This window comes from Enterococcus sp. DIV0800 (genome assembly GCF_050559735.1).
Lineage (GTDB): Bacteria > Bacillota > Bacilli > Lactobacillales > Enterococcaceae > Enterococcus_A > Enterococcus_A devriesei.
Genome location: NZ_CP187898.1, coordinates 1,062,139 through 1,085,294 on the forward strand (window position 1 = coordinate 1,062,139; position 23,156 = coordinate 1,085,294).

General features: G+C 37.4%; 33 protein-coding genes. 20 read left to right on the forward strand and 13 right to left on the reverse strand.

Annotated elements, in window-relative coordinates:
- The first annotated feature begins 89 nt into the window (after positions 1–89).
- The 5 genes from IGI54_RS05080 (at position 90) to IGI54_RS05100 (ending at position 3,674) form a co-directional block, all read left to right on the forward strand.
- On the forward strand, positions 90–623 hold the full coding sequence (locus tag IGI54_RS05080) for a hypothetical protein (RefSeq protein WP_216428886.1): 534 nt from the start codon (positions 90–92) through the stop codon (positions 621–623).
- A 17-nt stretch (positions 624–640) separates the two neighbouring features.
- Entirely contained in the window at positions 641–1,420 is a 780-nt protein-coding gene (locus IGI54_RS05085; RefSeq protein ID WP_216428888.1) for a M15 family metallopeptidase, read from the forward strand.
- 9 nt (positions 1,421–1,429) lie between these two features.
- The gene (locus IGI54_RS05090) at positions 1,430–2,047 is read left to right on the forward strand and encodes a glycoside hydrolase family 73 protein (RefSeq protein ID WP_071861235.1); all 618 of its coding nucleotides are present in this window, start codon (positions 1,430–1,432) and stop codon (positions 2,045–2,047) included.
- Between the two features lie 84 nt (positions 2,048–2,131).
- On the forward strand, positions 2,132–2,821 hold the full coding sequence (locus IGI54_RS05095; protein WP_071861236.1) for a hydrolase: 690 nt from the start codon (positions 2,132–2,134) through the stop codon (positions 2,819–2,821).
- Between the two features lie 85 nt (positions 2,822–2,906).
- The gene (locus IGI54_RS05100; protein ID WP_430621334.1) at positions 2,907–3,674 is read left to right on the forward strand and encodes a C39 family peptidase; all 768 of its coding nucleotides are present in this window, start codon (positions 2,907–2,909) and stop codon (positions 3,672–3,674) included.
- A gap of 62 nt (positions 3,675–3,736) precedes the next feature.
- Here the strand turns inward: IGI54_RS05100 and IGI54_RS05105 are convergent, their stop codons facing one another.
- Positions 3,737–4,468 carry an HAD family hydrolase gene (locus IGI54_RS05105; protein ID WP_084133224.1) on the reverse strand — a complete coding sequence of 244 codons (732 nt, stop codon included), beginning with the start codon at positions 4,466–4,468 and terminating at the stop codon, positions 3,737–3,739.
- A gap of 206 nt (positions 4,469–4,674) precedes the next feature.
- Here IGI54_RS05105 and IGI54_RS05110 point away from each other — a divergent pair, with 206 nt between their 5' ends.
- Positions 4,675–5,166 (forward strand): pyridoxamine 5'-phosphate oxidase family protein, encoded by a 492-nt coding sequence (locus IGI54_RS05110; protein WP_071861237.1) that lies wholly within the window; start codon positions 4,675–4,677, stop codon positions 5,164–5,166.
- A 33-nt stretch (positions 5,167–5,199) separates the two neighbouring features.
- Here IGI54_RS05110 and IGI54_RS05115 read toward each other — a convergent pair whose 3' ends face one another.
- From IGI54_RS05115 to IGI54_RS05125, 3 genes are read right to left on the reverse strand one after another with little or no spacing between them, the layout of a single operon-like run.
- The gene (locus tag IGI54_RS05115; RefSeq protein WP_430621335.1) at positions 5,200–5,868 is read right to left on the reverse strand and encodes a hypothetical protein; all 669 of its coding nucleotides are present in this window, start codon (positions 5,866–5,868) and stop codon (positions 5,200–5,202) included.
- Entirely contained in the window at positions 5,852–6,361 is a 510-nt protein-coding gene (locus IGI54_RS05120) for a nucleoside 2-deoxyribosyltransferase (RefSeq protein WP_313630118.1), read from the reverse strand. Before IGI54_RS05120 ends, IGI54_RS05115 begins: the two co-directional genes overlap by 17 nt.
- A complete protein-coding gene (locus IGI54_RS05125) occupies positions 6,348–7,565 on the reverse strand; it encodes a GNAT family N-acetyltransferase (protein WP_430621336.1) in 1,218 nt (405 codons plus the stop codon). The genes IGI54_RS05120 and IGI54_RS05125 overlap by 14 nt, the downstream gene beginning before the upstream one ends.
- A gap of 211 nt (positions 7,566–7,776) precedes the next feature.
- Here IGI54_RS05125 and lepA point away from each other — a divergent pair, with 211 nt between their 5' ends.
- A complete protein-coding gene (lepA, locus tag IGI54_RS05130; protein ID WP_315305810.1) occupies positions 7,777–9,615 on the forward strand; it encodes a translation elongation factor 4 in 1,839 nt (612 codons plus the stop codon).
- Between the two features lie 106 nt (positions 9,616–9,721).
- Here the strand turns inward: lepA and IGI54_RS05135 are convergent, their stop codons facing one another.
- From IGI54_RS05135 to IGI54_RS05165, 7 genes are all read right to left on the reverse strand, one after another.
- Positions 9,722–10,882, reverse strand: a complete 1,161-nt coding sequence (locus IGI54_RS05135; protein ID WP_430621337.1) for a tyrosine-type recombinase/integrase — start codon at positions 10,880–10,882, stop codon at positions 9,722–9,724.
- Positions 10,883–11,054: 172 nt separating this feature from the next.
- Positions 11,055–12,698: an SIR2 family protein gene (locus IGI54_RS05140; RefSeq protein WP_430621338.1), complete on the reverse strand. Its 1,644-nt coding sequence runs from the start codon at positions 12,696–12,698 to the stop codon at positions 11,055–11,057.
- Positions 12,699–12,770: 72 nt separating this feature from the next.
- Entirely contained in the window at positions 12,771–13,139 is a 369-nt protein-coding gene (locus IGI54_RS05145; RefSeq protein WP_430621339.1) for a hypothetical protein, read from the reverse strand.
- 20 nt (positions 13,140–13,159) lie between these two features.
- Positions 13,160–13,897 (reverse strand): hypothetical protein, encoded by a 738-nt coding sequence (locus IGI54_RS05150; protein WP_430621340.1) that lies wholly within the window; start codon positions 13,895–13,897, stop codon positions 13,160–13,162.
- Between the two features lie 105 nt (positions 13,898–14,002).
- Positions 14,003–14,458 carry a hypothetical protein gene (locus tag IGI54_RS05155; protein ID WP_430621341.1) on the reverse strand — a complete coding sequence of 152 codons (456 nt, stop codon included), beginning with the start codon at positions 14,456–14,458 and terminating at the stop codon, positions 14,003–14,005.
- A gap of 21 nt (positions 14,459–14,479) precedes the next feature.
- The gene (locus tag IGI54_RS05160; RefSeq protein ID WP_430621342.1) at positions 14,480–15,244 is read right to left on the reverse strand and encodes a restriction endonuclease; all 765 of its coding nucleotides are present in this window, start codon (positions 15,242–15,244) and stop codon (positions 14,480–14,482) included.
- A gap of 14 nt (positions 15,245–15,258) precedes the next feature.
- Positions 15,259–15,918, reverse strand: a complete 660-nt coding sequence (locus IGI54_RS05165) for a LexA family protein (protein WP_430621343.1) — start codon at positions 15,916–15,918, stop codon at positions 15,259–15,261.
- Positions 15,919–16,070: 152 nt separating this feature from the next.
- Here IGI54_RS05165 and IGI54_RS05170 point away from each other — a divergent pair, with 152 nt between their 5' ends.
- From IGI54_RS05170 to IGI54_RS05230, 13 genes are all read left to right on the forward strand, one after another.
- Positions 16,071–16,313: a helix-turn-helix transcriptional regulator gene (locus IGI54_RS05170; protein ID WP_430621344.1), complete on the forward strand. Its 243-nt coding sequence runs from the start codon at positions 16,071–16,073 to the stop codon at positions 16,311–16,313.
- Positions 16,313–16,474, forward strand: a complete 162-nt coding sequence (locus IGI54_RS05175) for a hypothetical protein (protein WP_430621345.1) — start codon at positions 16,313–16,315, stop codon at positions 16,472–16,474. The genes IGI54_RS05170 and IGI54_RS05175 overlap by 1 nt, the downstream gene beginning before the upstream one ends.
- Before the next feature lie 63 nt (positions 16,475–16,537).
- Positions 16,538–17,065, forward strand: coding sequence for a helix-turn-helix domain-containing protein (locus IGI54_RS05180; RefSeq protein WP_430621346.1), 528 nt, complete (start codon positions 16,538–16,540; stop codon positions 17,063–17,065).
- On the forward strand, positions 17,066–17,344 hold the full coding sequence (locus IGI54_RS05185) for a hypothetical protein (RefSeq protein ID WP_430621347.1): 279 nt from the start codon (positions 17,066–17,068) through the stop codon (positions 17,342–17,344).
- Positions 17,341–17,541: a hypothetical protein gene (locus tag IGI54_RS05190; RefSeq protein WP_430621348.1), complete on the forward strand. Its 201-nt coding sequence runs from the start codon at positions 17,341–17,343 to the stop codon at positions 17,539–17,541. The genes IGI54_RS05185 and IGI54_RS05190 overlap by 4 nt, the downstream gene beginning before the upstream one ends.
- A 76-nt stretch (positions 17,542–17,617) precedes the next feature.
- Positions 17,618–17,848 (forward strand): hypothetical protein, encoded by a 231-nt coding sequence (locus IGI54_RS05195; RefSeq protein WP_430621349.1) that lies wholly within the window; start codon positions 17,618–17,620, stop codon positions 17,846–17,848.
- A 2-nt stretch (positions 17,849–17,850) separates the two neighbouring features.
- Positions 17,851–18,192 (forward strand): hypothetical protein, encoded by a 342-nt coding sequence (locus tag IGI54_RS05200; protein ID WP_430621350.1) that lies wholly within the window; start codon positions 17,851–17,853, stop codon positions 18,190–18,192.
- Entirely contained in the window at positions 18,185–19,123 is a 939-nt protein-coding gene (locus IGI54_RS05205; protein WP_430621351.1) for a hypothetical protein, read from the forward strand. Before IGI54_RS05200 ends, IGI54_RS05205 begins: the two co-directional genes overlap by 8 nt.
- A 22-nt stretch (positions 19,124–19,145) precedes the next feature.
- Positions 19,146–19,889, forward strand: coding sequence for a PD-(D/E)XK nuclease-like domain-containing protein (locus IGI54_RS05210; RefSeq protein ID WP_430621352.1), 744 nt, complete (start codon positions 19,146–19,148; stop codon positions 19,887–19,889).
- 15 nt (positions 19,890–19,904) lie between these two features.
- Positions 19,905–20,798 (forward strand): DnaD domain-containing protein, encoded by an 894-nt coding sequence (locus IGI54_RS05215; RefSeq protein ID WP_430621353.1) that lies wholly within the window; start codon positions 19,905–19,907, stop codon positions 20,796–20,798.
- Complete coding sequence (locus tag IGI54_RS05220) at positions 20,785–21,048, forward strand: hypothetical protein (RefSeq protein WP_430621354.1); 264 nt, start codon at positions 20,785–20,787, stop codon at positions 21,046–21,048. Before IGI54_RS05215 ends, IGI54_RS05220 begins: the two co-directional genes overlap by 14 nt.
- A complete protein-coding gene (locus IGI54_RS05225; RefSeq protein ID WP_430621355.1) occupies positions 21,045–21,341 on the forward strand; it encodes a DUF1064 domain-containing protein in 297 nt (98 codons plus the stop codon). Before IGI54_RS05220 ends, IGI54_RS05225 begins: the two co-directional genes overlap by 4 nt.
- On the forward strand, positions 21,341–21,526 hold the full coding sequence (locus tag IGI54_RS05230; RefSeq protein ID WP_430621356.1) for a hypothetical protein: 186 nt from the start codon (positions 21,341–21,343) through the stop codon (positions 21,524–21,526). Before IGI54_RS05225 ends, IGI54_RS05230 begins: the two co-directional genes overlap by 1 nt.
- 162 nt (positions 21,527–21,688) lie before the next feature.
- On the opposite strand, the gene IGI54_RS05235 is transcribed toward IGI54_RS05230, so the two are convergent.
- A complete protein-coding gene (locus IGI54_RS05235) occupies positions 21,689–22,159 on the reverse strand; it encodes a hypothetical protein (RefSeq protein ID WP_430621357.1) in 471 nt (156 codons plus the stop codon).
- Between the two features lie 386 nt (positions 22,160–22,545).
- Positions 22,546–23,052 (reverse strand): hypothetical protein, encoded by a 507-nt coding sequence (locus IGI54_RS05240; protein WP_430621358.1) that lies wholly within the window; start codon positions 23,050–23,052, stop codon positions 22,546–22,548.
- Positions 23,053–23,156: the final 104 nt, after the last annotated feature.

The following is a 23,156-nucleotide window of genomic DNA, read 5'->3' on the forward strand; positions in this document are numbered from 1 at the left end:
TAGCAGTAAATCTTAAATTATTTCAATCGATTTGCCAAAGCACTGTATTTTTCTGGGAAATTCAGTAAAATAGTATAGGAGGGATTATTTTGAATCAAATTTATTTGGATTTAGTGATTAGTGCAATTTTTGAACAATTTCATTCAGAACAAGATTTTTATCAAGACTATTTAGGCGTTTCTGATAGTCAATGGCAGCAATGGAAGGCTGGCCAAAATAATTTATCTCCGGAAGCAAACCAAAAAATCAAGAATTTATTCAGTGATTACGAATGGATGTTAAGCCAAAAGGTGATTCGCCAGACGTTCCTATTTCCAGAAAAGCGTCCGACGGCGGTGGCAGAATACCGTGAAATGAAAACGATCGTCGCGCAAAAATGGATCGCTAGCGGGTTAGCTCAAGTTGAAATGATTCCCTTTAAAAATAAAAACGAAGAAGAAAACAGCGATTTTATCGATCTTAGAGTTATGATCGATTATGATAGCTGGGGTTATAGTGATATTCTAAGTTTTCGTTTGCCAGCGCATGTCCAAAATCAAATTGCCAGTGCGCAAACACAAACCGCATTACTTGATTGGGTGAATGAAAACTTAACAGAGACCTATACGTCACTAGACGATTAACGAGAGGATTTTTTATATTGAAAAAAACAGTAGGACTACTTTCCGTCATCATTATGCTTGGGATGACCGGTTATTCTCTTTTCTACAGTGCTCCGGCAGAAACAAGTGCCAAGAAAACGACAGCGACGACGTATTCTTTTGAGAAGAAGACGAGTACTAAGAAAAATGCCGTACAAAAAGCGTTACCTAAGGCCAATGCTGAAGATTGGAACCTAGTTTTGGTTGGTCCGAAAAATAAAATTGAAAAAGAAGTGGATGAAAGTCAGTTAACTACATTGTCTGATAATAGTCATCAAGTCGATAAACGAATCGCTTCAGATTATGAAGCCTTCTCTGAAGCGGCCACAAAAGCTGGCTTTCCATTAGTGATCATCTCAGCATTTCGCTCAGTTGAATCGCAAAAGGAAGTTTTTGATACGAATGTAAATGGCTTAGTCAGCGGTAACGGGATGTCAGAAGCGGATGCAATCGCAAAAACAAAAGAAACTATTACCGAACCAGGGTTCAGTGAACACCATACTGGTTTGGCGGTAGATATCGTGGACCAAGATTGGTACAATTCTTATTCTACCCAAGTCTTAGATGCCTCTTACGGTGATCAACCGGGGGCGAAATGGATTGCAGAGAATGCGCCAAAATATGGCTTTATCATTCGTTACCCTAAAGATCGACAAGATATCACCGGGATCACTTATGAGCCATGGCATATTCGCTATGTTGGCAAAGAAAATGCTGAATATATCACGAAACACGATCTGACTTTAGAAGAGTTCTTGAAAGAATTATCCGCCAAGTAAGGAGGCACTATGCCTAAGAAAAAATATCAAAAACGAAAGTCCAACATCTCGATCCCACTGATTTTTGCTGGGATCTTGGTGATTGGTTTGGCTTTCGTTTTTTCTTTACATACATTATCTGATTTTGGAGTAGAGAATACACCAGAACAACAAGAGACCCTTTCTCATCAAGAGTTCATTGATCAATTAGCACCTCATGCAAAAGAATTGCAGCAAGGTTATGGAATTCTCCCTAGTGTTATTTTGGGACAAGCAATCTTAGAATCAAATTGGGGCCAATCACAACTTGCTAGCCAGTATAAAAACCTTTTTGGGATCAAGGCTTCAGGCAATCAGCCTAAGGTCAGCCTTGAAACCAAGGAATATATCAATGAACAGTGGATTACGATTCAAGGAGACTTCAAGGTCTATTCTTCATGGGAAGAGTCTCTCGATGATCACACGATGCTTTTCGTCAATGGCACCAATTGGAATCCACAGCTTTATGCGGGCGTTCTTACAGCCGCTGATTATCGCCAGGCCGCCCAAGCCTTGCAGACAGCTGGCTACGCTACCGACCCGGGCTACGCGAATAAAATCATTAGCGTCATTGAGACGTATAATTTGGAACAGTACGATCATTCATAGTAAAATTAAGCTAAGAAGTTAGCGAGTAATACTGACATGTGGCATGAAAAGTGCACGCATTAATATGAATGAGGAGCTGATTGTATGACAGATAAATTCGTCCCGGAAATTATGACTGAATTACGTAATGACATTGTGCGAGTGCCAAAAGTAATCAAGAAGTGTTCTGGTATCTTGATTTTTGGGAAAAAAATTCGTTCGATTATTTTCACTACGGATATCGCTATTATTCGCAATACCGATGCGGATGCGGTAATTGCCGTGTATCCATTCACACCCCATCCGGCGATTACGAAAAGTATTATTGAAGCCGCCGATATCCCAGTCTTTTCCGGTGTGGCCGGTGGCTTGACACATGGGAAGCGCTCCGCCTACATGGGCATGTTTGCGGAAGCACAAGGAAGTCTAGGGGTAGTCGTGAATGGTCCGACGCCAGTCGAAACGATTAAAGCAATTGATGATGTGGTGGATATTCCAGTCATTGCGACAGTTACCTCATTCTATTCAAAAATAGATGAGAAGTTGGCTGCCGGTGTAGATATCATTAATATTAGTGCTGGAAAAGATACGGTAGAGGTCGTCAAGCAATTCCGCCAAAATTACCCTGACCTACCCATCATTGCGACCGGTGGACCGGACGATGAGACGATCGAAGCAACGATCGATGCGGGAGCCAATGCAATCACCTATACACCACCATCAAATGGTGTTCTGTTTAGTAAAAAAATGGAAAAATACCGTAAGATGGAATACGATGAAGACCATCATGAATAAGAAAAGAAGTTGAGGCAAAAGTCTCAACTTCTTTTTTAGTTTCAATTAAGTTAATTTTGCGATACTTACTCTGAACAAAAGAGGGGTGAGGACCATCAAATACTTAACAACCATCAGCGGTATTTTACTGATAATCCTAGGTGTCGGACTTTTTCTATTTTTTTGGAACGATCAATTACCGGCTCTTAGCAGCAATACAGTGGATAAGAAACAAATTCAATTAGCGGATCAAGAATCAACAGAGACAGATTTACTTGATGTACCGTTGGAAAATCAACAATCTGGTGCAATACCTTTAGAAAATGGCTGCGAAATCACCGCATTATCGATGTTATTGAATTTTTATGATTATGGGACGACTAAAAACCAACTGGCGGACTTGCTTAATTATGTTCCTTTATACGAGAATGAAGAATTGGCGATCCACGGAGATCCACACGAAGGGTTTGTTGGAAATATTTATGAAGGCTATGACGCGATGGGGGCAGCAGTTGAACCGATTGCGGAGGTGGCAGAACAAATCATCACTGGCGATCACTCTATCGTCGCCAGCAGTGAGACTCCCTTTTCGATGCTAGAACAGCTTGTTCAACAGGGGGTTCCGGTTTGGGTCGTAACGACGGTCGATTTTCAAGTGCCGACTGAAGAGGACTTTCGAATTTGGCAAACGACCGCGGGTGAGGTTGAGATCTCACCGTTGTGTCACGCGGTGATCATTACAGGCATGGATCACGAGTATGTTTATGTCAATGATCCCTACGGCTATAAAAATCGCATCGTCAACCGGGAAGATTTTGAAACGATCTATGCCGCAATGGGAAGTCAGTCGCTTTATTTACAAACAGATAATTAAAGACACAGGAGACAATTGGATGTATCAGCCCGTTGTCCTCTGTGTCTTTTTTATAAAATAGATTAAGCGAAAATATGTTGGAAGGTCGGCAATAATTGTTCAAAAGAAGTTAATTCAATGTCTTGAATCTGCGACGTTCCTTTCGGCAATTGACGATTGCGATGATTCAACCAAAGTGCTTGCCAGCCTGCTCGTTTTGAACCAATGACATCGTTGTTAAAATTATCTCCCACATAAAGAGAGTTTTCCGGCTGTAAGGAGAATTGTTTTTTTCCGAGATCAAAGATCTCAACGTCTGGTTTTTCAAAACCAGTTGCTTGGGAAATAATAATATTTTCTTCTTCGACCCAGTTTAACAGGCCTAATTGGAGAATCTTTTTATATTGGTGATCGGTTGGTCCGTTGGTAATAATGCTGATAGGAACCTCTTTTTGTTTAAGAAAGTCCAAACATTTTTCGACTTCTTGGTGCATCGTGATCGCATCAAGCTCCACTTCGTAGACTTCTTGAAAAGTAAGCGCCTGTTCATCGGTAATGTGAGGATAATCTAAATCTTTTAAGGATTGACTGATGCGGTGGTTACGCATGAATTCCAAGGTCCATTCTTGTGTGATCACCTTATTAAAGTTGGCGTCACTATGAACACGAAAACGGGTGTAAAGAGGAAGCATATCTTCTTCACTCACTAGAGGAAATAATTTTTGGACTGCTTTGCGAAATGGTTCTTGTTGATCGTAAATAGTATCATCGATATCAAATACGACAGTTTCAATCAAAATCGACACGCCTTTCATTTTCAGCAAATTTTCAAATCATTACAGAAGGTATTTTAGTATAAAAGTAGAGGTAAAAAAAGAGTAAATCATTGATAAATAAAGGTTTTTATCACCAAAAACGCGAAAGCTTGGTTTATCAATTTTCAGTTTATTGAACTGAAAAATAGTTTTCTTTTTAAATTTTAATCTATATAATGAGAAGAAAGATGACTGGAGGAAAAAGGATGCGAAGAAAAAAAAGACAAGTGACTGATTTTGAAACAATCAAGCAGATGGTAGAGGATTCTCAAGTGTTGCGTATCGCTATGAATGGAGAAGAGTATCCTTACGTTGTGCCGGTAAATTTTGGTTATGAATGGATCGAGGAAGAACTAATCTTGTATGTTCACGGTGCAAGTGAAGGTAAAAAAGTTAGTATGATCGAAAAAAATCCTAAAGTCGCCGTGGAGATGGATGGCAATCATCAACTAATCAAAGGCTCACGCAATGCCGCCAGCTATTCTTATGCGTATCAAAGCTTAATTGGTTTTGGAAAAGCGGAAGTGGTAGAAGACTTAGAAGCAAAACGCCACGCTTTGCATATCTTAATGGCTCACGCAGCTAAGGGTGCACCCTTTGATGAGATCCCGGAAAAGATGTTACAACGCACGGGAGTCATCAAAATTGTCGTAGCATCCTATACGATGAAAGAAAATCTTCATCCAGATAAGCAATAAAAAAAATCCAAACCGAAAGCGGTTTGGATTTTTTTATTTGTGTAATTTCTTTAAACGATATTCTTCAAAATACGCGGCTTTTCCGTGACTTTGAATCAGCGCATAAATACCCATTAGAACGGCACCGACTGTATTAGTCAAGAGATCGCCCATCGTATCCATCAACGCGGCACGTCCTACTAATAATTCTCCAGCGGAAGTGGCATAGCGTTGTAAGTTCATATCAGCAACGGTGTCACAGAGAAATTCCCAGAATTCCCAAAAGACTCCACAAACACCCGCAAAAGCAAAACCGAAAAGTAAGAACAGCCATGGCGATGTTTTGCTGATATCCGCCTCTTTCATAAAGAAGCCGATCAATCCGTAGCCTAATGCGGTCAAGACCATTGGACTGACGGAGTGTAAGATTTTATCCCAAAAAGAAATAATCGAGATCATGTGTAGAGAGGTTCCTAAGAAAACGGAGATCACCAGGAAAAACCAATAAAAATAAACGATTTTTTCTGGCAACACTAATTTGAAGAGTTTGGTAATAATTTCAGGCAAGAAAATCAACACCACAGCAGCTAAGCATTCGATGATAAAGATAACGCCCTGCTTGGTAGAATATTTGCCAATCGCGAATTCATAAATATTGTAAGCCAAACAGATAGCTGCAAAGATTAAAAGTGCGGAACGATATTTTTTATAAGTCATGAACATCACTGCTTTCTAAGAAAGATTTGATTTGTTCCAACAAAGCTTCTTCAGTGTTAACAATTTCGCCATTCAGTTTTATTAGTCCAACCGTATAAAGGTTTAAATAGTGAAATTGATTTTCCGCTGGTGTTTGTAAAGCCATTAATTTTTGTTGATTATCCGCACCTTGTTGACGAGAATCTGTGTATAAACCAATGATCGGGATTCCTTTAGCATAGGCAACGCCGATCTCAGAAGCTACACCAGCGTCAATGGTTAAGCCATCAAGCAGGGCAATCATCAAGTCACTTTTAAGGACTTCCTCAGTGTCGGCCAGTGCAATCATTTTACTGTCGGCATAAGCAGATTTATCATTAATCCCAGCATTTTCTTGGGGCAAGTAAATGCTTAACGCTGACGAAAATTCACGAATCCTTTTCACTAAATGTTGATTATAAAGTAAATCACTTTGCGCAAATAAAGGCGCTGCAAAATAAATATGTTTAGAAATAGTCACTAAAATAAGCCTCCATATCTGGAATTGTCGTTTCTAATAGTTCAATCGCTTTTTTGTCAGCCTCTAACCGTTCGATGCGGGCAAGATAGGCCGCGCGGCGGTAATTCATTAGCAGACAAGTTAATGTTTGGATATTCATACTGATCCGTTTGCCTTTTGGCCGATCAGAAATACTTAATTTACCAGCTTCATCCCAGCTAAGGGCGAAAATACCGTTATTCCATTCCGCAATTGGATCTTCAATTACAAAATAGAAGGGATCAACTGGTTTTTCAAAGGGGTATTCTAAAAGAAACTGTTTCACGTCAACGATTCGTGCCATGAAGAAAGGTTCAATGGTTTCGGTAATCTCACTATCATCAAGTAAGAAAGAGAGGGGTTCGTTTTTGAAAATATCGCCTTTGACCCAATAGATCATTGAAAAATGTGCACTGATAAAATTCCATAAGCCGTTGCGTGCTTCCTGATTCAAATAGAACATTTCTTTAATATGAAAAACCTCATCTGAAATCCAATAAAATAGAACGCCGGTGGGCTTGTGGTTCGCGTCATAATAAATCGCGGCAATCCGTTCTTCTTCGTTTTCAAAACGCCAGTATTCTTCCCAATTCAATTCTTTACGAATCATAGCGCCGTGATTATTCAAGGCGAACTCGTGATAGACTTGATACACATCAGGATCATCGACTTCTCTGCGTTCTACAATGCCTGGCAGCTCCACTTGCTTTGGTAGCTGGGTATCCTTGATTTTAAAGCTGAGTTTGTCAGACATGATTTCCCAGCCTTTGCGGCGATAGTAAGGAATGTTATAAGGATACAAATAGGAAATCCACTGGTGGTCTTCCCGCATTTGCAATAAGCCCTTTTTGATCAAATCTTTCATCAAGCCATGATTGGCATACTCAGGATAAGTACCGACGCCCGTCACGCCCCCCATTTGAAAAAGCTTGCCATGAATATTTACTTCGCAAGGGTAGATGGCAATCTGAGAAATCAGTTTTTCATCATGAAACCAGCCGAAAACTTTTGACTGTTCTAAGACCGGTTTCTTTGCGCGGACCATTTCTCGTTTGTTTTCATAGCCGCTATTCTCAATGTCGCTTTCGGTAACTTGGAACACGTAACTTAATAATTCATCATATTGCGCTAAGTGTTCTTCACCGACCGGCTGCAAGATTAGCTGCTGCTTAAAGTCATTATCCATTCTTTCAACTCCTAAACAATAATCTGAAATTTCTCTGGAACCCTATGATATTCAATATAACCAAAGCAGAAAAAATTCTTCTCATTCTCAGTATAGCAAAAGGCCTTTAATAATTCTCTTATGGACATTGGGAAAAAGGGGAAAAGACTTTTTTTCTATTGAAAACGTTGGTATAATTGACAGTGCTGATTAAAAGAAATGAGGAACTTTCATGAATATAGAAGAAATGCAGAAACGCCAGAAGATGATCAGGAATTTTTCCATCATCGCTCACATTGACCACGGAAAGTCGACACTGGCTGACCGGATCTTAGAACAAACGAATACTGTTAGTTCCCGTGAAATGCAAGAGCAATTACTAGACTCTATGGATCTTGAACGTGAACGTGGAATTACGATTAAGTTGAACGCGGTAGAATTACACTATACGGCCAATGACGGTCAAACATATATTTTCCATTTGATCGATACACCGGGACACGTCGATTTCACCTATGAAGTATCACGAAGCTTAGCGGCCTGTGAAGGCGCGGTCTTAGTTGTCGATGCGGCACAAGGAATCGAAGCACAAACCTTGGCCAACGTTTATTTAGCCTTAGACAATGATCTTGAAATTTTACCTGTAATCAATAAAATCGATTTACCAGCGGCTGACCCAGAGCGAGTTCGAAAAGAAATTGAAGACGTGATCGGGATTGACGCGGAAGACGCTGTGCTTGCCAGTGCCAAAACCGGGATTGGTATCAGTGAGATTCTAGAACAGATTGTTACCAATGTGCCTGCTCCAACGGGTGATTTAGAAGCACCACTAAAAGCTCTGATCTTCGATTCGATTTACGACAGTTATCGCGGCGTCGTGTTGAATGTGCGAATTACTGATGGGATCGTTCGTCCAGGAGATAAGATCCAACTAATGAGTAATGGTAAAACCTTCGATGTAACCGAAGTCGGCGTCTTTTCACCCAAGGCAGTCCAGCGGGATTATTTGATGGTTGGTGACGTTGGTTATATCACTGCCAGCATCAAATCAGTTCAGGACACCCGAGTAGGGGACACCGTGACACTTGCGAACAACCCTGCAGAAGAATCTTTAGCGGGCTATCGCAAAATGAACCCAATGGTCTTCTGTGGACTGTATCCGATCGATACGTCTCGTTATAACGACTTACGAGAAGCATTGGAAAAATTACAGCTTAATGATGCGGCATTGCAATTTGAACCAGAAACGTCTCAAGCTTTGGGCTTCGGATTCCGTTGCGGATTCCTAGGCTTGTTGCATATGGATGTGGTTCAAGAACGTTTGGAACGGGAATTTAATTTGGAATTGATCACGACAGCGCCATCTGTTATCTATCATGTTAATTTGACCGACGGTACGCAGATTGTTGTGGATAATCCTTCAGATTTTCCTGATCCATCAAAAATCCAAAATGTTGAGGAGCCCTTCGTTAAAGCCAATATCATGGTGCCAAACGAATATGTTGGTGCGGTAATGGAATTGTCTCAACGTAAACGCGGTGAGTTTATCACGATGGATTATCTAGATGATTATCGCGTGAACGTGGTATACCATATCCCGTTATCAGAGATCGTTTTTGATTTCTTTGATAAACTGAAATCAAGCACCAAGGGCTATGCTTCACTAGATTACGAACTAGCTGATTATCGTGAAAGCCGCCTTGTTAAGATGGATATCTTATTGAATGCGGAAAAAGTCGATGCCCTAAGCTTCATCGTTCACCGTGAGTTTGCGCAAGAACGCGGTCGCTTAATCGTCGACAAATTGAGAAAACTAATTCCTCGCCAACAATTCGAAGTACCAATCCAAGCGACCATCGGTACAAAAATCGTTGCCCGGACTGACATCAAAGCTTTACGTAAGAATGTATTGGCTAAATGTTATGGAGGAGATGTTTCTCGTAAACGTAAATTATTAGAGAAACAAAAAGAAGGTAAGAAACGCATGAAGCAAATCGGTTCAGTGGAAGTACCGCAGGAAGCCTTCATGGCCGTGCTGAAAATGGACGAGGATGAACCTAAGAAGAAATAGGCATTCATGCGATTGTTTTCATAAATTTGTATTGAAAATAAAAAGAAATTCGCCCTATTTTCGCCCTGAGGTTTATGAGGGCGAAAAATAGGGCGGTTTTATACATTTAATTTTGCATATTTCTTTTGAGGCGTTGGGCGAAAATATCCACCGCCTCATTTTTCATTTTCTTAGTTACATGAACGTATTTATCCATAGTAGTTGAAATTCTTGAGTGGCCAAGTCTTTCTTGAACTATTTTCGGTTTCACTCCATCTTCAAGTAGCATAGTAGCATGGGTATGACGTAATGAGTGAAAATTAAAATTGATTCCAAGTTTTTTCTTAACTTGAGAGCTGGACCATTTAATGGAGTTGGGAGTTACTGGTTCACCATTTTCTTTTGTACATACGAAGTTTAAATCATAATAATACTTACCATGACGAACTTTATTTTCCATTTGTCTTTTGCGATTTGCTCGTAACTCATTGATTAAAATTTCATCAATAGCAATCGTTCGATAAGCTGCTTGTGTTTTCGGTGTTCCTATTTCAAAACCCGCTTGAACTTGGATCATGTTTTTATCGACTGTTAGTGTTTGATCTTCGAATGAAATATTGTCCCAAGTCAATGCACAAACTTCACCACGTCTCAATCCTGTATGAAAAGAGATCATTAAGGGCATATGGAAAGAGTTTGAGGGAGGAGTTGCATCTAAAATTTCATTATATTGCTCCATAGTGATTATTTTTAAATCTTCCCGTGTCTGCTTTTTACGCTGATCAAATACCGGCATTTCAATATAGTCCATTGGATTTGTTGCTATTAGCTGGTAAGGGAAGACCGCGCGTTTAAAAGCACCTTTTAGAACAGTAAAGATGATTTCAACTGTGTGTTTGGATAATATTCTGTCGAAACCTTCTGGCAGCTTATTCACTAGTTCTTGCAATCTTTTTGGGCCAATGGATTTCAATTTGTATTTCCCGATTTCGGGTTTAATATATTTCTCAATTATATTCTTATAATTTTTTTGGGTATTATATTTTAGACGTTTTTCAACATAGTTATCAAACCAAAAATCAAAGTAATCAGAAACGCTAGTGTCGGTGAGAATAACTTGACCGCCATTTTCATATTCTTTAATAGCTTCTCTGAGTTTATCTTGTGCCTCTGCCTTTGTAGTCCCGCCAACCTTTTGTATACGCTGGCGTTTTCCGTTAACTTTTGCCATTTCAAGGATATAGTACCATTTGTCGCCAATCTTTCTTACATGACCATTTGTTGCCATATTTATTGCCTCCTTATTAATGAATTCAGAATGTATAGAAATGCATTTAAAATATACAAACGTATGTTCTTTTTTGTTTTAAAAGAAAAGCCCGAAGGCGTTTCTCATTTTAGTTGACGGAATAAAAGGAAGTGGTAAAATATCTTTAATAGATAATAAGTACAACAGCTATCTAAGTTTTAGGTACGTCTGTTGTACTTTTTTCTATTTCTTTATAATTTAAAATATCCCACATACAAAATAGTTTTCTATAAGCTGATTTAATCAATCCATCCTTAGTATTTCTTGCTTTATAAAATTTTATAAAATTATGTAAGGCTTCACCTTTTACATAGTTTGAAAAATCATTAAAATTAAAAGAAGTTGCGTTATAAGTAATCATATCAACGCGCTTATTTAGAGGAACTTTAAGATTCATAATATTTGTAATGCTGTTGTCTTTAATTCTATTCGCTTCATTAATTGTTGAAATAATTCCTTTAATGGTTGTGTGGCTAAGTTCATCTATTTTTTTATTCAATCGTTCAATTTCCCAATCTTCTAGTGAAGATTTTTTTAAATTGACCGTTCTGTAATGTTTTATAAAAGGATACTTTGTTTTTACTCCTTCTTTAGATACAAATCTCAGGGCATTTTCCGGCATAATTTCACCCTTTTCTAACACGTAGTCCTCAAGATAACTAACTGGTGTCGGATTTACAAAGATGTGTTTTGTATCCCCAAGAGCAAGCACTATTGGTTTTCCTTGATCGATTTGTTCAGAAATGTTTTCTAATTCTGTAGGAGATAGAAGTACTGCATCTAGCGATCCCTTTTGACCAGTCGCAATAACCAACTTCTTGATTACACTATTAAATTTTCTAACTTCATAAGGAGTTAAACCTTCATCAATCTTTGCTAATTGGGAAAATATTTCTTTGTAATTATCTGTCATTATATGTGTGTAACTCATATTACTGTCACGATCATAAATTTGTTTTTCATCAAGAGCCATATTGTCTTTGTCATATTCAACAACTACTATTCTATTGGCAGTTTTCCTCAGATCTTCTTTAGGTATCTGAGATGAAAAATCAGATAACAGTTTTACTATATTTCTATCTGTAAGAGAATATCCCAAGAAAATTATAGGAGAGTGAATCATGTTGCTAAGTAATTTAGCACTAATTAGTATTGAATTTTCATCGTACTTAGTATAGTCATCCTCATCTATAACAATAGAGGAGGAATCAGTTATACTTCCGTGAACCTTATAAAGTTCGCCCCAATCTTCGTAGGGATCAAAAAAACCTTTTTGGCCAATAAAAACTTTTGCTGGATTATTTCTTTCTTCAAGTACATGTTCAACTAATTGATCATAGTTAGTAGTTACTATAATTTTTGAATTCACTAGCATGTCACAAAAAAAGGAATATTCATCTTCGTCAATATCGCCTTGCAAATCAGTTGAACTGAATTTTTGTGCAATCGAGTATTTAAAAGGATCAATCGATTTTTTAAAAACATCTTCCGAGGTTAAATTTGGTATTGTTACTTTATTTTGTCTAAAAGCAAGGTTAAACTTTCTATGAATATTTTTAGCTGCAAGGACGTTAACTCTAAAATTCTTTTCAGCTTTATTTAAATCAACGGGTAATGATTCACGGATGCCAGTAAGATAACTGAAAAAATCCTCTTTTTCATCAAGATCACTCCAAAACTGCTCTAAAAGTTCTAACCAAGAAGGAAAATTTTTCAAGTATCGTTTTGATATTCCGGAACCGATAAAGACAATAGGGTAAGTATTACTTTGAACTAATTCGTTAAAGACTGACATGTTGGCACCTCATTTCACATAATTTTATTCCCCGAGCCGGAATCGAACTGGTGTCGCCAGGTGATGAAATGGTTAATTCTCGAAAGGATAGGTCCCTTTTTTCTTCATTTCATCAATGCGTAGCTCGTTCACGCGGTCGTGGATTTTACCAAACTCATATTCAAAAGGATGGACTTTCTCAAGTAGGGCTTTTCCATCATTTTTACGATCACGACCATATTTGTTCCTGAAAATCTTCCACATATGATAGTTTATTCCTTCGCAAAAAGAATATGCTTCCTCCCAATCTTTAATATCGTTTAGTTCGCTCTTCGTAAAATGAAATCCATTGGTACTACTGCCATTCTTCTCAAAATATTTTTCAGACATTTCATAAAACCGATGTTTATCAAGGACAGCATTAAGATACTCCTTGAAAGTTTGAAGTGGGTTATCAGCCATTTGTTTAACCTCTCAAAATTTTATTCTAATCCTTGTTCTTTCAACCATTGTGATTGCATTTCACCAGAAGTTGGTTCGCGACCATTTTGGTTTTTAAAATCCTCTCGGAATTGATCTGCTTGCGCAACGGCATCATTTTGCGGTTGAGTGTAACTATCAGATCTTCCATCAGCGTAAGCCAAAGCATCGTCGGCACTAGCTCCATTATTGTATGCTTCCCAGTATCTTGTTTGTGCATCAGCTTCCATTTGCGCACCTCTAGCGCGTTCTTCTGGAGTTGTATTGTTATATGGCGAATCATCAGGGATACCATTTCCATCTGCATCATTTTGCACTTGGCTTTGCTGCTGTGCCGCTTGCTGTTGAGCTTGAGCATCTGTTGTCGCTTGTTGTTTTATTGTGGCAAGTTTTGCTGTCGCTGTATCTAATCGTTTTTGTAGCTCATTATTTCCACCGGGTATAGCTTCTATTGCTGATTTAGCGGATGCAATAGTTTCGTCTGTCAGATTAGCTTCTGCTGTTTTCATAGATTGATCGGCTTCAGAAACCTTTTTGGAAATTTCTTCTTGCTTTTTCTTTTCAGTTTCCTCGGCCTTTTTCTTTTCAACAGATTCCTTCGTAGCTTTTTCCTTACTAGAACTGTCTATCGTTTCTTGTTTGTTAGAAGTGGAATCAGTAGACGCTTCTTTCTTATTGCTCGAACAAGCGGAGAAGAGAAGGGTAGAGCATACTAACAATACAACGCTGAGTTTTTTCATGGATTACTCTCCTTTAAAAAGTTTCAATATTCTATCTTCTACGAGATTTCTCAAAGCTTCCATATTTTGGTTGTCCTTTTTCTTAAAGATAATAGAATTTATATTTTAAGATGCGTTTAGTAGGCCGTTTCGTGGCTGAATACCTCCCGGTACAGAAAAGTGAATGTACCCGTTATTAAAAGAACTAGCCTGTTGTATTTGTACAGATGTGATCTTATCGAGCGGGATAAAATTTTTTCCTTTAAATGTTTGGAGCGAGCCGGTACGGTCGATTAAGATCGCTTTGTCTAATATAGTGATGGTTGTAATCCCTAAACTTTTGACAATGTAAGTTGGATTATTTACGGACTCTGATTTCTCCTTGAAATCATCAATTTTTTTAACTTTTTTGTTTTTGACTTTTTTAATTTGTTTAGTAGCTTTCTTTAAGGCCTTTTTCTCTTCTACTTTTGCAATTCGCTCAGGATCATCTTTCCATTCTTGAAACGAATCAACGCCTTTTTCAGTGATGTCTTTAGCGGCACCGAAAGCTTTTTCACCCAAATCTTTCCACTCAACCATATAATTCCTCCTAACTTAATTTTAGAAATCAGACCACAGTTCATCTGAGTCGCTTGAATTCTTTTGAGAAAGAGAGGTACTATCGGGTTTATCAATTGAATCTTCTAGTAGTTCTTTAAGCGTGTCTCTGTCCCACAACTCGACATTTCCTTCAGAAGCGAGTTTTTTTGCACTATTGGTAAAATAATTGTTTGTGATTACTCCGACTTTATCAATTTTGTAAAATACTTTGCCCGCTAAGGCTTCTTGAACAGCTTTGTTACCAACTACTGAAACATAATTCTTACATTGGAATCCGTAAGCAGTAGTCCCCATAGAAGCCAGAATATCAATCCCTTGATCGCCTGAAGCGACAGTAACGTTAATATTAGAAAACCCCATGTCTTTCAAAAGTCTTCCGCAATATTCTTCAAATTGATGACCAGTCAACTTGTCAATTCTATTTAGTTCATTTTCAATAGAAAGACTTTTAACTCCATCAATATCTGTCACCAGTTTCTTTTTTTCCTTCTCAAGGGTTTTCAATTCAGTTTCTAGTTGTTCCTTGGAAAGTTCAGTCGCTTCAATTTCTTGTTTGGTTTTGTCTAGTTGTTTTAGTCTTGATTTATCAATACCAATTTTTTCCAAAATGAATTGTCGTATATCCTTTGGAAAAATGAAGTAAGTTATTACTAGCCCAATTAGGCAGGTCATTATATTATCAAGCAAGCTACCTGAATCAAATAATAGGCTTATTGATGAAAATAGAAAAATTATCCCAAAAACAATCCTCAATACTCTCCCCATTTATTACACCTCATTTACATTTTATCGGTGGGAATAATCCCATACAGAAAAACACCGTGAATCACGACATCGACTTCATCTTCATCTTTAATATATTCCCACGAAGAATGAAATTTCGAGTAAGAAAGGGGAGAAAAACGAATCCCACGTTCCGTCTTATGAACCTGCTTCAATGTTGCATCATCACCGTTAATTGTAACAGCACAAATATCTCCGTCTTCCCATTCGCACGTTTTATGAACTACCGCGATTGCGCCTTCAGGAATGATTCTATTCATCGAATCTCCCAAAACACGTAGAGCAAAAATATCCTTTCTTCCATATCTTTTGATCGTAGTTGGTTGTATAAATATCTCACCTTCATAATCGCTGACTAACCCTGCAGGTGACGAGGCTGCGATACGACCCAAAATTGGTATAGAGTACCGTTCGGGGATCACACCACTTATTTTTATATTATTGCTAATTTCATTTCTACCTAACAATTGATCAACTGTGACTTCGAAATAATTAGCTAATTTAATTAAGGTATCTTTATCAGGCTCATTCCTGCCATTTTCAAAATGAGAATATGCGCCTCGAGTTATACCTAAATAGTCAGCAATTTGTTGTTGAGTCTGCTTTCTTTCTGTGCGAAGCAACTTTAGATATGCACCAAATTCATTTGGGGTCATAACTGAACCTCCTTTATAAGCAAATTTTAACATCCAGAAGATACAAATAGTATCGTTTTATACTATTGGATACAAAAAATATCAAAAAAGTATTGACGATACGAAACGTATCGTATATATTAAACGTATCTTTTTTTAAGTGAGGTGATCTTATGAGAAATAATTTGAAAAAGGAAAGAGAACTTAAATCATTATCAAGAGAAAAACTGGCAAAAATCCTTAATATTTCGGAGGTATATGTCCGTAAACTCGAATCTGGCACAAGCAATCCAAGCCTTCAAATGGCAAAAGAATTTGCTGAATTTTATCGCAAGCCTCTCGATTATTTGTTTCCAGATTTATTTTTACTTTCATTTGATACGAAACGTATCAAAAATAACAAGGAGGTGATCTAATGACACAACAAGAAAAAATCGAGTTCATCCTCAAACGATTAGGCGATCGTTTGACAAGAGCATACCTTGAAACCAAGCCAGAGCAGTTCATCAATCATCTTTACGAAGTCGAAAGTCAACATGATGATCGACTACTAGAAGATATGATTTTTTTGTTCTAGATACATTTTATGGCACTTGTACTGCTATGAAAATTGACAATTGAATACAAGGAGGAGAGGCACGTGGCTGTATCACAACCAGAAACAAAAATAGCGACAATTTTTAGAAATGAGGTTGACAGGCAGGCGATTAATCAACGATTGATGGCAGATGCAACAAATGTTTCGCCACAGAATTTGAGCCACATATTAAACGGTAGGAGGGCAATGGGAATCGATCGCTTAGTTGACTTTGCAGATTATCTTGGTGATTCTGACCTAGATTTTGAGGTAGCTGCAGCTTTAGTTCATACACCGAAACCTTTGAACAGGAGACGTAGAGATTCGCATCCTTTATCAAAAATGGTGGGGCAAGATAAGGAAGAAATGGAACGCATAGAACTAGAAAAGAAATTCGAAATTTGGGATTTGTTGAGTATTTCAAATGAAGAGATTGAAGCAGGGGAGCGTGAAGAAATCCTGAAATGGTTGTTTGAGTTGAAAGATGAAATATCATCAGAAATTGCCGTTTTCACTTCGGTATGCGAGCGCTACTCATTCAATAGTAGAGAAGTAATTGATTTGGCAGAAAGTAGAGAAAGGAATGATTAGATGAGTGCGAACGAAAGAGGATTGGGTTACACCATTGAGGGATTTGCAAAAGAACTCGGTATTCGTCCAGAGAATATCTCAATTTTGATTAAACTCGACTACATTAAACCAATCAAATTTGGTCAACGTAGCCTAAGAATTTCGATTTATGAGGCAGAAAGATTTTTGGTTGATAATGCAGGGAAAAATTTCGAAGAAATCATCAAAGATTACAAAAAAAGAGAGCATTTGAATAATGTGAATCAAAAGATTGTTTCTATGAAAGAGGCGAGAGCATGAGAAATGATTTTGAATATGTACCAACCATTCCAGTGGAACTAGCAAAAAAGTGTTCAGAATTTAAGGCCGCGAAGATAACCGTGACTGGCGCGATGATCGGAGTGTTATGTACTGGCTACTGGATGATAGCAGCATTTATCTTATTACCTTTTTTATGGCTAGTTAATAAAGTAGGAAAAAAGGTGATTGGTTTATGAGCGCACAAAAAAAGACTTACTCGCCGGCAAGCAAAAGTAAGTCGCTAACAAAATATACCTATGAGGTGATTATATCATGAATAAGCGAATCCGTAAAAAGTATCTTTCGGAAGAAGAAAGAATCGTTTTAAAGTTGTATAGAAAATGTGACAGTGTTGATTTTTGGTTGTACAACGCTCAAACATCCAAGGCGAATCATTTTGTTTCAATTTTGGCTGAATCGAAATTCAAAGAGTCAAATAGCGATATGTGGTTTCAAGCTGACGACGGTAAGATTTGTGCCACCGGATTTATCAAGGAGGGATAACAATGACCTTTGATTACGACTCCAAAATGGCAGATCCTGAGAGCCACATATTTACGAATGTGAGGCAAACAAATAATAGCGGCGCACGATCAGAATACGACTATATGTATGATGACTTTGGCACACAAGTCTATCCAAAGGATTTAGTTATGAAGGTTGTATTTTCAAAAAGAGAAGTTATAAAAGATCGCTTAATAAAAGTGACTTTTGCAAAGTATGTCACGATTGATAACTACGTTGAATTAATCGATGATATCGGGATTGAGTACCAAGATTACAGTTTTGCTATGGAAGGTAAAGAATATCTTCAAAACAAGTTAGAGGGGGCGTTAGATCGTGAGTAATGAACTAGTAAATGAATTTGCGATGCAACAAAACAATCAAACGAATTTTTCGGTTGCTGCAAATACCGAAGCGAATAAAGAAATGGAAAGGGTGAAGGGCCAAATATTTATGGCCAAACAATTTCCGCGGAATCAATTTGAAGCGATGAACCGCATTTCTGATGCGATGAAGCGCCCGACAGCAGCGAAACAAGCAGCGTACTCATATTCAAGAGGCGGAACAGCTATATACGGTCCTTCAATTCGATTAGCAGAAATAGTCGCACAAAATTGGGGAAACATGACCTACGGGATCAAAGAGTTGGAACAAGTTCCTGGCGAGTCGTTAGCTCAAGCATACGCATGGGATCTTGAAACGAACGTATATGTTGAAAAGACTTTTAAAGTATTACATCAACGCAAGGCTAGAGGGAATATTAACCAGTTGACAGATCCGAGAGACATTTATGAACTAGTTGCTAATAACGGAGCTAGACGTTTGAGGTCGGCAATTATGGAAGTTATTCCAGCGGATATTTTTGAGAAAGCTTTAGAAGAAGCGGACCGCACATTGAATAATCAGAATGATGTTCCGCTTCAGGATCGTTTAGCTACGAGCCTTAAAGTATTTGAAAAGTATGATGTAACACAAGAAATGATTGAACAACGATTTGGCAGAGATTACAAGTCATTTACCGAACGGAATCTTATCGATCTCGGGAAAATTTATAACAGCCTTAGAGACGGCATCGGGAAAGTAGAAGATTTTTTTAAACCAATCATTGCCGAAAAAGAAAAAAATGAACTTGAAAAAGATTTTACTGATAAGAAGAAAAAAGAAGAGAAACCAGATGCAGAAGATGAAAAATCAAAAGAAGAACCGACAGGTAGCAAAGCTGTTAAGTCGAAGGTAGATGATAATGATGGACCTCAACAGGAAGAACTATTATAGCAACGAAGCTGACTGGCAGTATATGTCAGTCAGTCAATTAAAAGATTTCATGAAGTGTGAGTCTGCTGCATTAGCAAAGCTAAAAGAAGAATGGGCCCCAACTTCTAACCCTGTTGCTCTATTAGTTGGAAATTATGTCCATTCATACTTCGAGTCTGAAATAGCTCATGCAGAGTTTATCAATGAGAATCGCAATTCAATCTATAAAAAGAATGGTTCAGAACGATCTGAATTTCTCCAAGCGATCGATATGATCGAAGCGCTGGAATATGACGATTTTTTCAATTTTGTATATCAGGGAAAAAAAGAAGTCATCCTAATTGGTGAATTATTTGGCACTGAGTGGAAGGCTCGAATTGATTGCTTTAACTACAATAAAGGATACTTTGTTGATCTTAAAACAACCAGAAGCATTTCGCAACGTTATTGGTCTGAAAGGTATGGCGGTTATGTATCGTTTGCTGAGGAATACGGATACATCATGCAGATGTACGTATATAAGCAGTTGTTAGAGCAAGAACACAAGAAGGAGATTACTCCATATATTTTTGCTGTTACTAAAGAAGACCCACCGGATATTGCAGCGATACAAATCCACTCAGCACGATATGACTTTGAGCGCTACACAATCGAAGAAAAATTACCTCACATATTGCGGGTGAAAACAGGAGAGGAAGCTCCTACAGCTTGTGGTAAGTGTGAATATTGTAGAAAAAACAAAAAATTAAGTGGGTTTATCGAAATTGAAGACTTGCTTAGTAGATAGAAAGGAGGTCTCATTTTGGACTATTTTAAACAAAGACGAGAGTACCGTAAATTGAAACAAAACGAAATTGATATCTCAATTGGTCAAAATAATCTGTATCGCGAGCTTTTAGACTACGCGAACGATGAAGGCAAATTAGATTGTTGGTTTCCTTTGAAAAATTCGGCGCTCACCGATCTTACAGGGCTTTCTATCCCAGGACTAGCTAAAGCTCGTAATAGTCTAATTCAACTAAACCTTATTGAGTACAGACAAGGAAAGAAAAATACTGACAAACCACAGTATAAAATTACTTGCTTGTATAACAACAAGTTTAAAAAGAGTAACACAGCTGGTTTATCAGAAGTATCACAACCAGTTTATATACCAGTATCACAACCGGTAGAACATAAAGATCTTACTAGTACTTTACCTGTACTAGACAATGACATTACTAGTTCTTCTGAATCTAGTAATACTAAATATTCAGAAAGCAGTGCTGTGCGTTATTGGCTTAATCAAGTGAATCCAGCAGAAGCGCCGTTCATCCGGCAATCAATCCAATACTGGGTTAACGACTTCGAGGGTCAAGACGATATCGTGATTTCTGCCATTGACGAAATGCTTAAGAACGATGCCCGCAGCTATAAATACCTTGAGAAGATTCTTAAAACATGGGAATCAAAAGGTCTGGATTCGTTAGAAAAGGTTCAGCACTTTTTGGACGGTCACTATAACAAAAACGCTTCGGCCAAAATCTCTAAAAGCGAATGGACATCTAAAAAGTTATTTGATTATTGGTGGGCTGAAAAGATGGGCGGACACCCGTCGCTTGATTACTTTACAGAGAGATATGGCGTCACTGAGAGAGAACTTGAAGTTCTGACAGGAGAGATTAAAAAAAGGGGGATGGAACATGCGATTTCTTGACATCGTCACTAAACTTGGTGAATCAGCAAAAGACGAAAAAGAGAAAAAGTTATTGCGCTCTTACTATGAGCGTTTGCGATACATGGTTAGAAAAGACTGTAGTGACGACGAAATAGAGCACCGGTTCTGCTTGATGATGACTTGTTATATTTTACGGTATATCAGCAAACAAGTCGATTACAGCAAAACAAACGCTGATTATTTCCTCTCCTTTTTTAAAAATCGTTTGGCTTGTGAGGTACCTGCATGAGATACCAAAAACGTTCAAAATACGGCAACAAGAAGGTTTGCAGGTATGGCCGGGAGTTTGATTCGATCGCCGAGGCCGACTACTATCCGATTGCCATTGATTACGCTAAACGGCACGGATATGTGTTAAAGCTGCAAGATCGGATTGATATATTGCCGACGCTAAAGCTTAATCAGTGGGCTATTAGAAAGACTCAATACGTCGCCGATTACGCGTTCTATCAGAACGGGGAGCTAGTGAGGCTTGTAGACGTCAAGGGTATGGAAACGAAGGGAATTAAGGAGGAAAAATAATGGAAATGACCACACTTGTTTTAAAAATAAAAGGATTATCAGAAGAACAAATTCAAGAACATTTCAGTGAATTTTTTAACGACCTAGTAGATAAATACCCTAATCAATTTGGAGTTGGGCTATCAGCTATGACTAAAGGTACGGAAGAAGAACAACAAATTTTAAAAATTGCCGATTTACTTTAACGGACTGACCGACAAAAATGTCAGTCAGTTAATACTTTTGTGGCCATCATTTTTGAGGGTCACAAATTGGAGGATATTTATGCTAATTTGAAAGGGATTTTTATGACAATAGTAATTATTGTATTAGCCATCGTTGTTACATGGTTGGCATATCAATTTTTCTTATTGATTATTCTTTTTTTTGCCAATCCGTTTAAGAAAATTCTTGAGTTTATTCATATCATTTTTAGAAAAAATAATAGAGATTAAAGCAAAAAATGAGATTAAAGTTGCTGCAAGTGAAAACTGCTCACTATTAATTGATATAACCAAAGTGCCGGTTAAACAGAAACAAATAATGATTTTAGCAGAGTAATACCAAATATTTATTGTAAAATCTGTGGCAAATTCCTCGTTTTTAAAAGTAAGAATAACCCAAGAAATACAGATGATTGCTAAAAGGACAGCTAATCCAGCGCTAAAAACCGAAAACATATTACTAAAAAATTGATTGATATTGAATTTTTCTAATTCATAAAAAATTGAATTAGGAGCAATATTTAAATGTAATAAAACCGATATCGCACCAACAAGTGATATAAAAAAGAACAATCCAAAAACAGCTATGTAAATTATTTTTTTTATCAATTTCATAACAAACACCTACTTTTTACTAATAATAGCAAAATTGAGGATTGGTTTATATATTCAATAAAAAAATAATTTTAATAAATAGTCTTCAAACGAAGGCTATCAACTACTTTTTATAATATAGAAAAGACAATCAACTAGCGATTGTCTTTTAGAAAATTATTAATTATTTTTGTGATGTCCGTAGAAAAAAGAATAAGAGCCAGTCCCAAAATATTAATGAAAAAATTGAAATTCAGAAAAATTGCATTAAGTATGATGAAAACTATTCCCACATATAATAATGAGTTTGATTTTAGCAAATTGTCAATTCGCATAGTGATTCCTCCTCGTTATTTAACTATATTGAAAAAGCCTTCAATACTCGTACAACTTATTAAAATAAAAATCTAATTTTGTGGAACTTCGAAAATAGAAATGAATTGAACTGACTCAAAAGAATCTAAATCTACGACAGAAATCTTTGGTAAACCAGGTGTACTTAAAAATGTCACGTCATATAAATTATGAGGTAATTTGTTTTCTTCTTGAAGTTCCTTTACCAAAGAGACCATGTAAGAATTCAATAATTCTAGATTCTTTTCACTGTTAATAAAAATAAAAAACTCTTTGATAAATTCAGTTTCAAACTCTTGGCGGATGTTTTTAAATAAATTGATCTGTTTGGTCTCATCTGATTGGGGGGAAAGACCAAAATCATTGATTTCCATTGTACGTGTGTAGGGGTTAAATGCTGGAATATAGACATAATCACTCTCTATGCGAACAAAATCGCCATACATCAGAATATCATCACACTTAATAAGAATTTTTAATATTGAGTTCTTATAAGGCTCTTTTTTAGAGATAGTTCTTTTTATAATGAAGTCCATGGTTTGTAAATCAGAAATTTTCATTTTAGCACCTTCTTATCAATATATCAGTGTCACTCACTGATAAGGAAATTATATCAAATAAAAATAGTTAAAACGTTTTAAATTGTTTCGGCTAACTCAGCCTA

What these genes read in the sequence shown, in the direction of transcription:
- IGI54_RS05230 (WP_430621356.1), top strand. Translation starts at nt 21,341, where the DNA reads ATGGAAATGACCACACTTGTTTTAAAAATAAAAGGATTATCAGAAGAA.
- IGI54_RS05185 (WP_430621347.1), top strand. Translation starts at nt 17,066, where the DNA reads ATGAGTGCGAACGAAAGAGGATTGGGTTACACCATTGAGGGATTTGCA.
- IGI54_RS05235 (WP_430621357.1), bottom strand. Translation starts at nt 22,159, where the DNA reads ATGAAATTGATAAAAAAAATAATTTACATAGCTGTTTTTGGATTGTTC.
- IGI54_RS05140 (WP_430621338.1), bottom strand. Translation starts at nt 12,698, where the DNA reads ATGTCAGTCTTTAACGAATTAGTTCAAAGTAATACTTACCCTATTGTC.
- IGI54_RS05150 (WP_430621340.1), bottom strand. Translation starts at nt 13,897, where the DNA reads ATGAAAAAACTCAGCGTTGTATTGTTAGTATGCTCTACCCTTCTCTTC.
- IGI54_RS05195 (WP_430621349.1), top strand. Translation starts at nt 17,618, where the DNA reads ATGAATAAGCGAATCCGTAAAAAGTATCTTTCGGAAGAAGAAAGAATC.
- IGI54_RS05145 (WP_430621339.1), bottom strand. Translation starts at nt 13,139, where the DNA reads ATGGCTGATAACCCACTTCAAACTTTCAAGGAGTATCTTAATGCTGTC.
- IGI54_RS05190 (WP_430621348.1), top strand. Translation starts at nt 17,341, where the DNA reads ATGAGAAATGATTTTGAATATGTACCAACCATTCCAGTGGAACTAGCA.
- IGI54_RS05110 (WP_071861237.1), top strand. Translation starts at nt 4,675, where the DNA reads ATGCGAAGAAAAAAAAGACAAGTGACTGATTTTGAAACAATCAAGCAG.
- lepA (WP_315305810.1), top strand. Translation starts at nt 7,777, where the DNA reads ATGAATATAGAAGAAATGCAGAAACGCCAGAAGATGATCAGGAATTTT.
- IGI54_RS05090 (WP_071861235.1), top strand. Translation starts at nt 1,430, where the DNA reads ATGCCTAAGAAAAAATATCAAAAACGAAAGTCCAACATCTCGATCCCA.
- IGI54_RS05095 (WP_071861236.1), top strand. Translation starts at nt 2,132, where the DNA reads ATGACAGATAAATTCGTCCCGGAAATTATGACTGAATTACGTAATGAC.
- IGI54_RS05125 (WP_430621336.1), bottom strand. Translation starts at nt 7,565, where the DNA reads ATGGATAATGACTTTAAGCAGCAGCTAATCTTGCAGCCGGTCGGTGAA.
- IGI54_RS05170 (WP_430621344.1), top strand. Translation starts at nt 16,071, where the DNA reads ATGAGAAATAATTTGAAAAAGGAAAGAGAACTTAAATCATTATCAAGA.
- IGI54_RS05135 (WP_430621337.1), bottom strand. Translation starts at nt 10,882, where the DNA reads ATGGCAACAAATGGTCATGTAAGAAAGATTGGCGACAAATGGTACTAT.
- IGI54_RS05105 (WP_084133224.1), bottom strand. Translation starts at nt 4,468, where the DNA reads ATGAAAGGCGTGTCGATTTTGATTGAAACTGTCGTATTTGATATCGAT.
- IGI54_RS05240 (WP_430621358.1), bottom strand. Translation starts at nt 23,052, where the DNA reads ATGAAAATTTCTGATTTACAAACCATGGACTTCATTATAAAAAGAACT.
- IGI54_RS05200 (WP_430621350.1), top strand. Translation starts at nt 17,851, where the DNA reads ATGACCTTTGATTACGACTCCAAAATGGCAGATCCTGAGAGCCACATA.
- IGI54_RS05165 (WP_430621343.1), bottom strand. Translation starts at nt 15,918, where the DNA reads ATGACCCCAAATGAATTTGGTGCATATCTAAAGTTGCTTCGCACAGAA.
- IGI54_RS05225 (WP_430621355.1), top strand. Translation starts at nt 21,045, where the DNA reads ATGAGATACCAAAAACGTTCAAAATACGGCAACAAGAAGGTTTGCAGG.
- IGI54_RS05210 (WP_430621352.1), top strand. Translation starts at nt 19,146, where the DNA reads ATGTCAGTCAGTCAATTAAAAGATTTCATGAAGTGTGAGTCTGCTGCA.
- IGI54_RS05160 (WP_430621342.1), bottom strand. Translation starts at nt 15,244, where the DNA reads ATGGGGAGAGTATTGAGGATTGTTTTTGGGATAATTTTTCTATTTTCA.
- IGI54_RS05220 (WP_430621354.1), top strand. Translation starts at nt 20,785, where the DNA reads ATGCGATTTCTTGACATCGTCACTAAACTTGGTGAATCAGCAAAAGAC.
- IGI54_RS05175 (WP_430621345.1), top strand. Translation starts at nt 16,313, where the DNA reads ATGACACAACAAGAAAAAATCGAGTTCATCCTCAAACGATTAGGCGAT.
- IGI54_RS05115 (WP_430621335.1), bottom strand. Translation starts at nt 5,868, where the DNA reads ATGTTCATGACTTATAAAAAATATCGTTCCGCACTTTTAATCTTTGCA.
- IGI54_RS05155 (WP_430621341.1), bottom strand. Translation starts at nt 14,458, where the DNA reads ATGGTTGAGTGGAAAGATTTGGGTGAAAAAGCTTTCGGTGCCGCTAAA.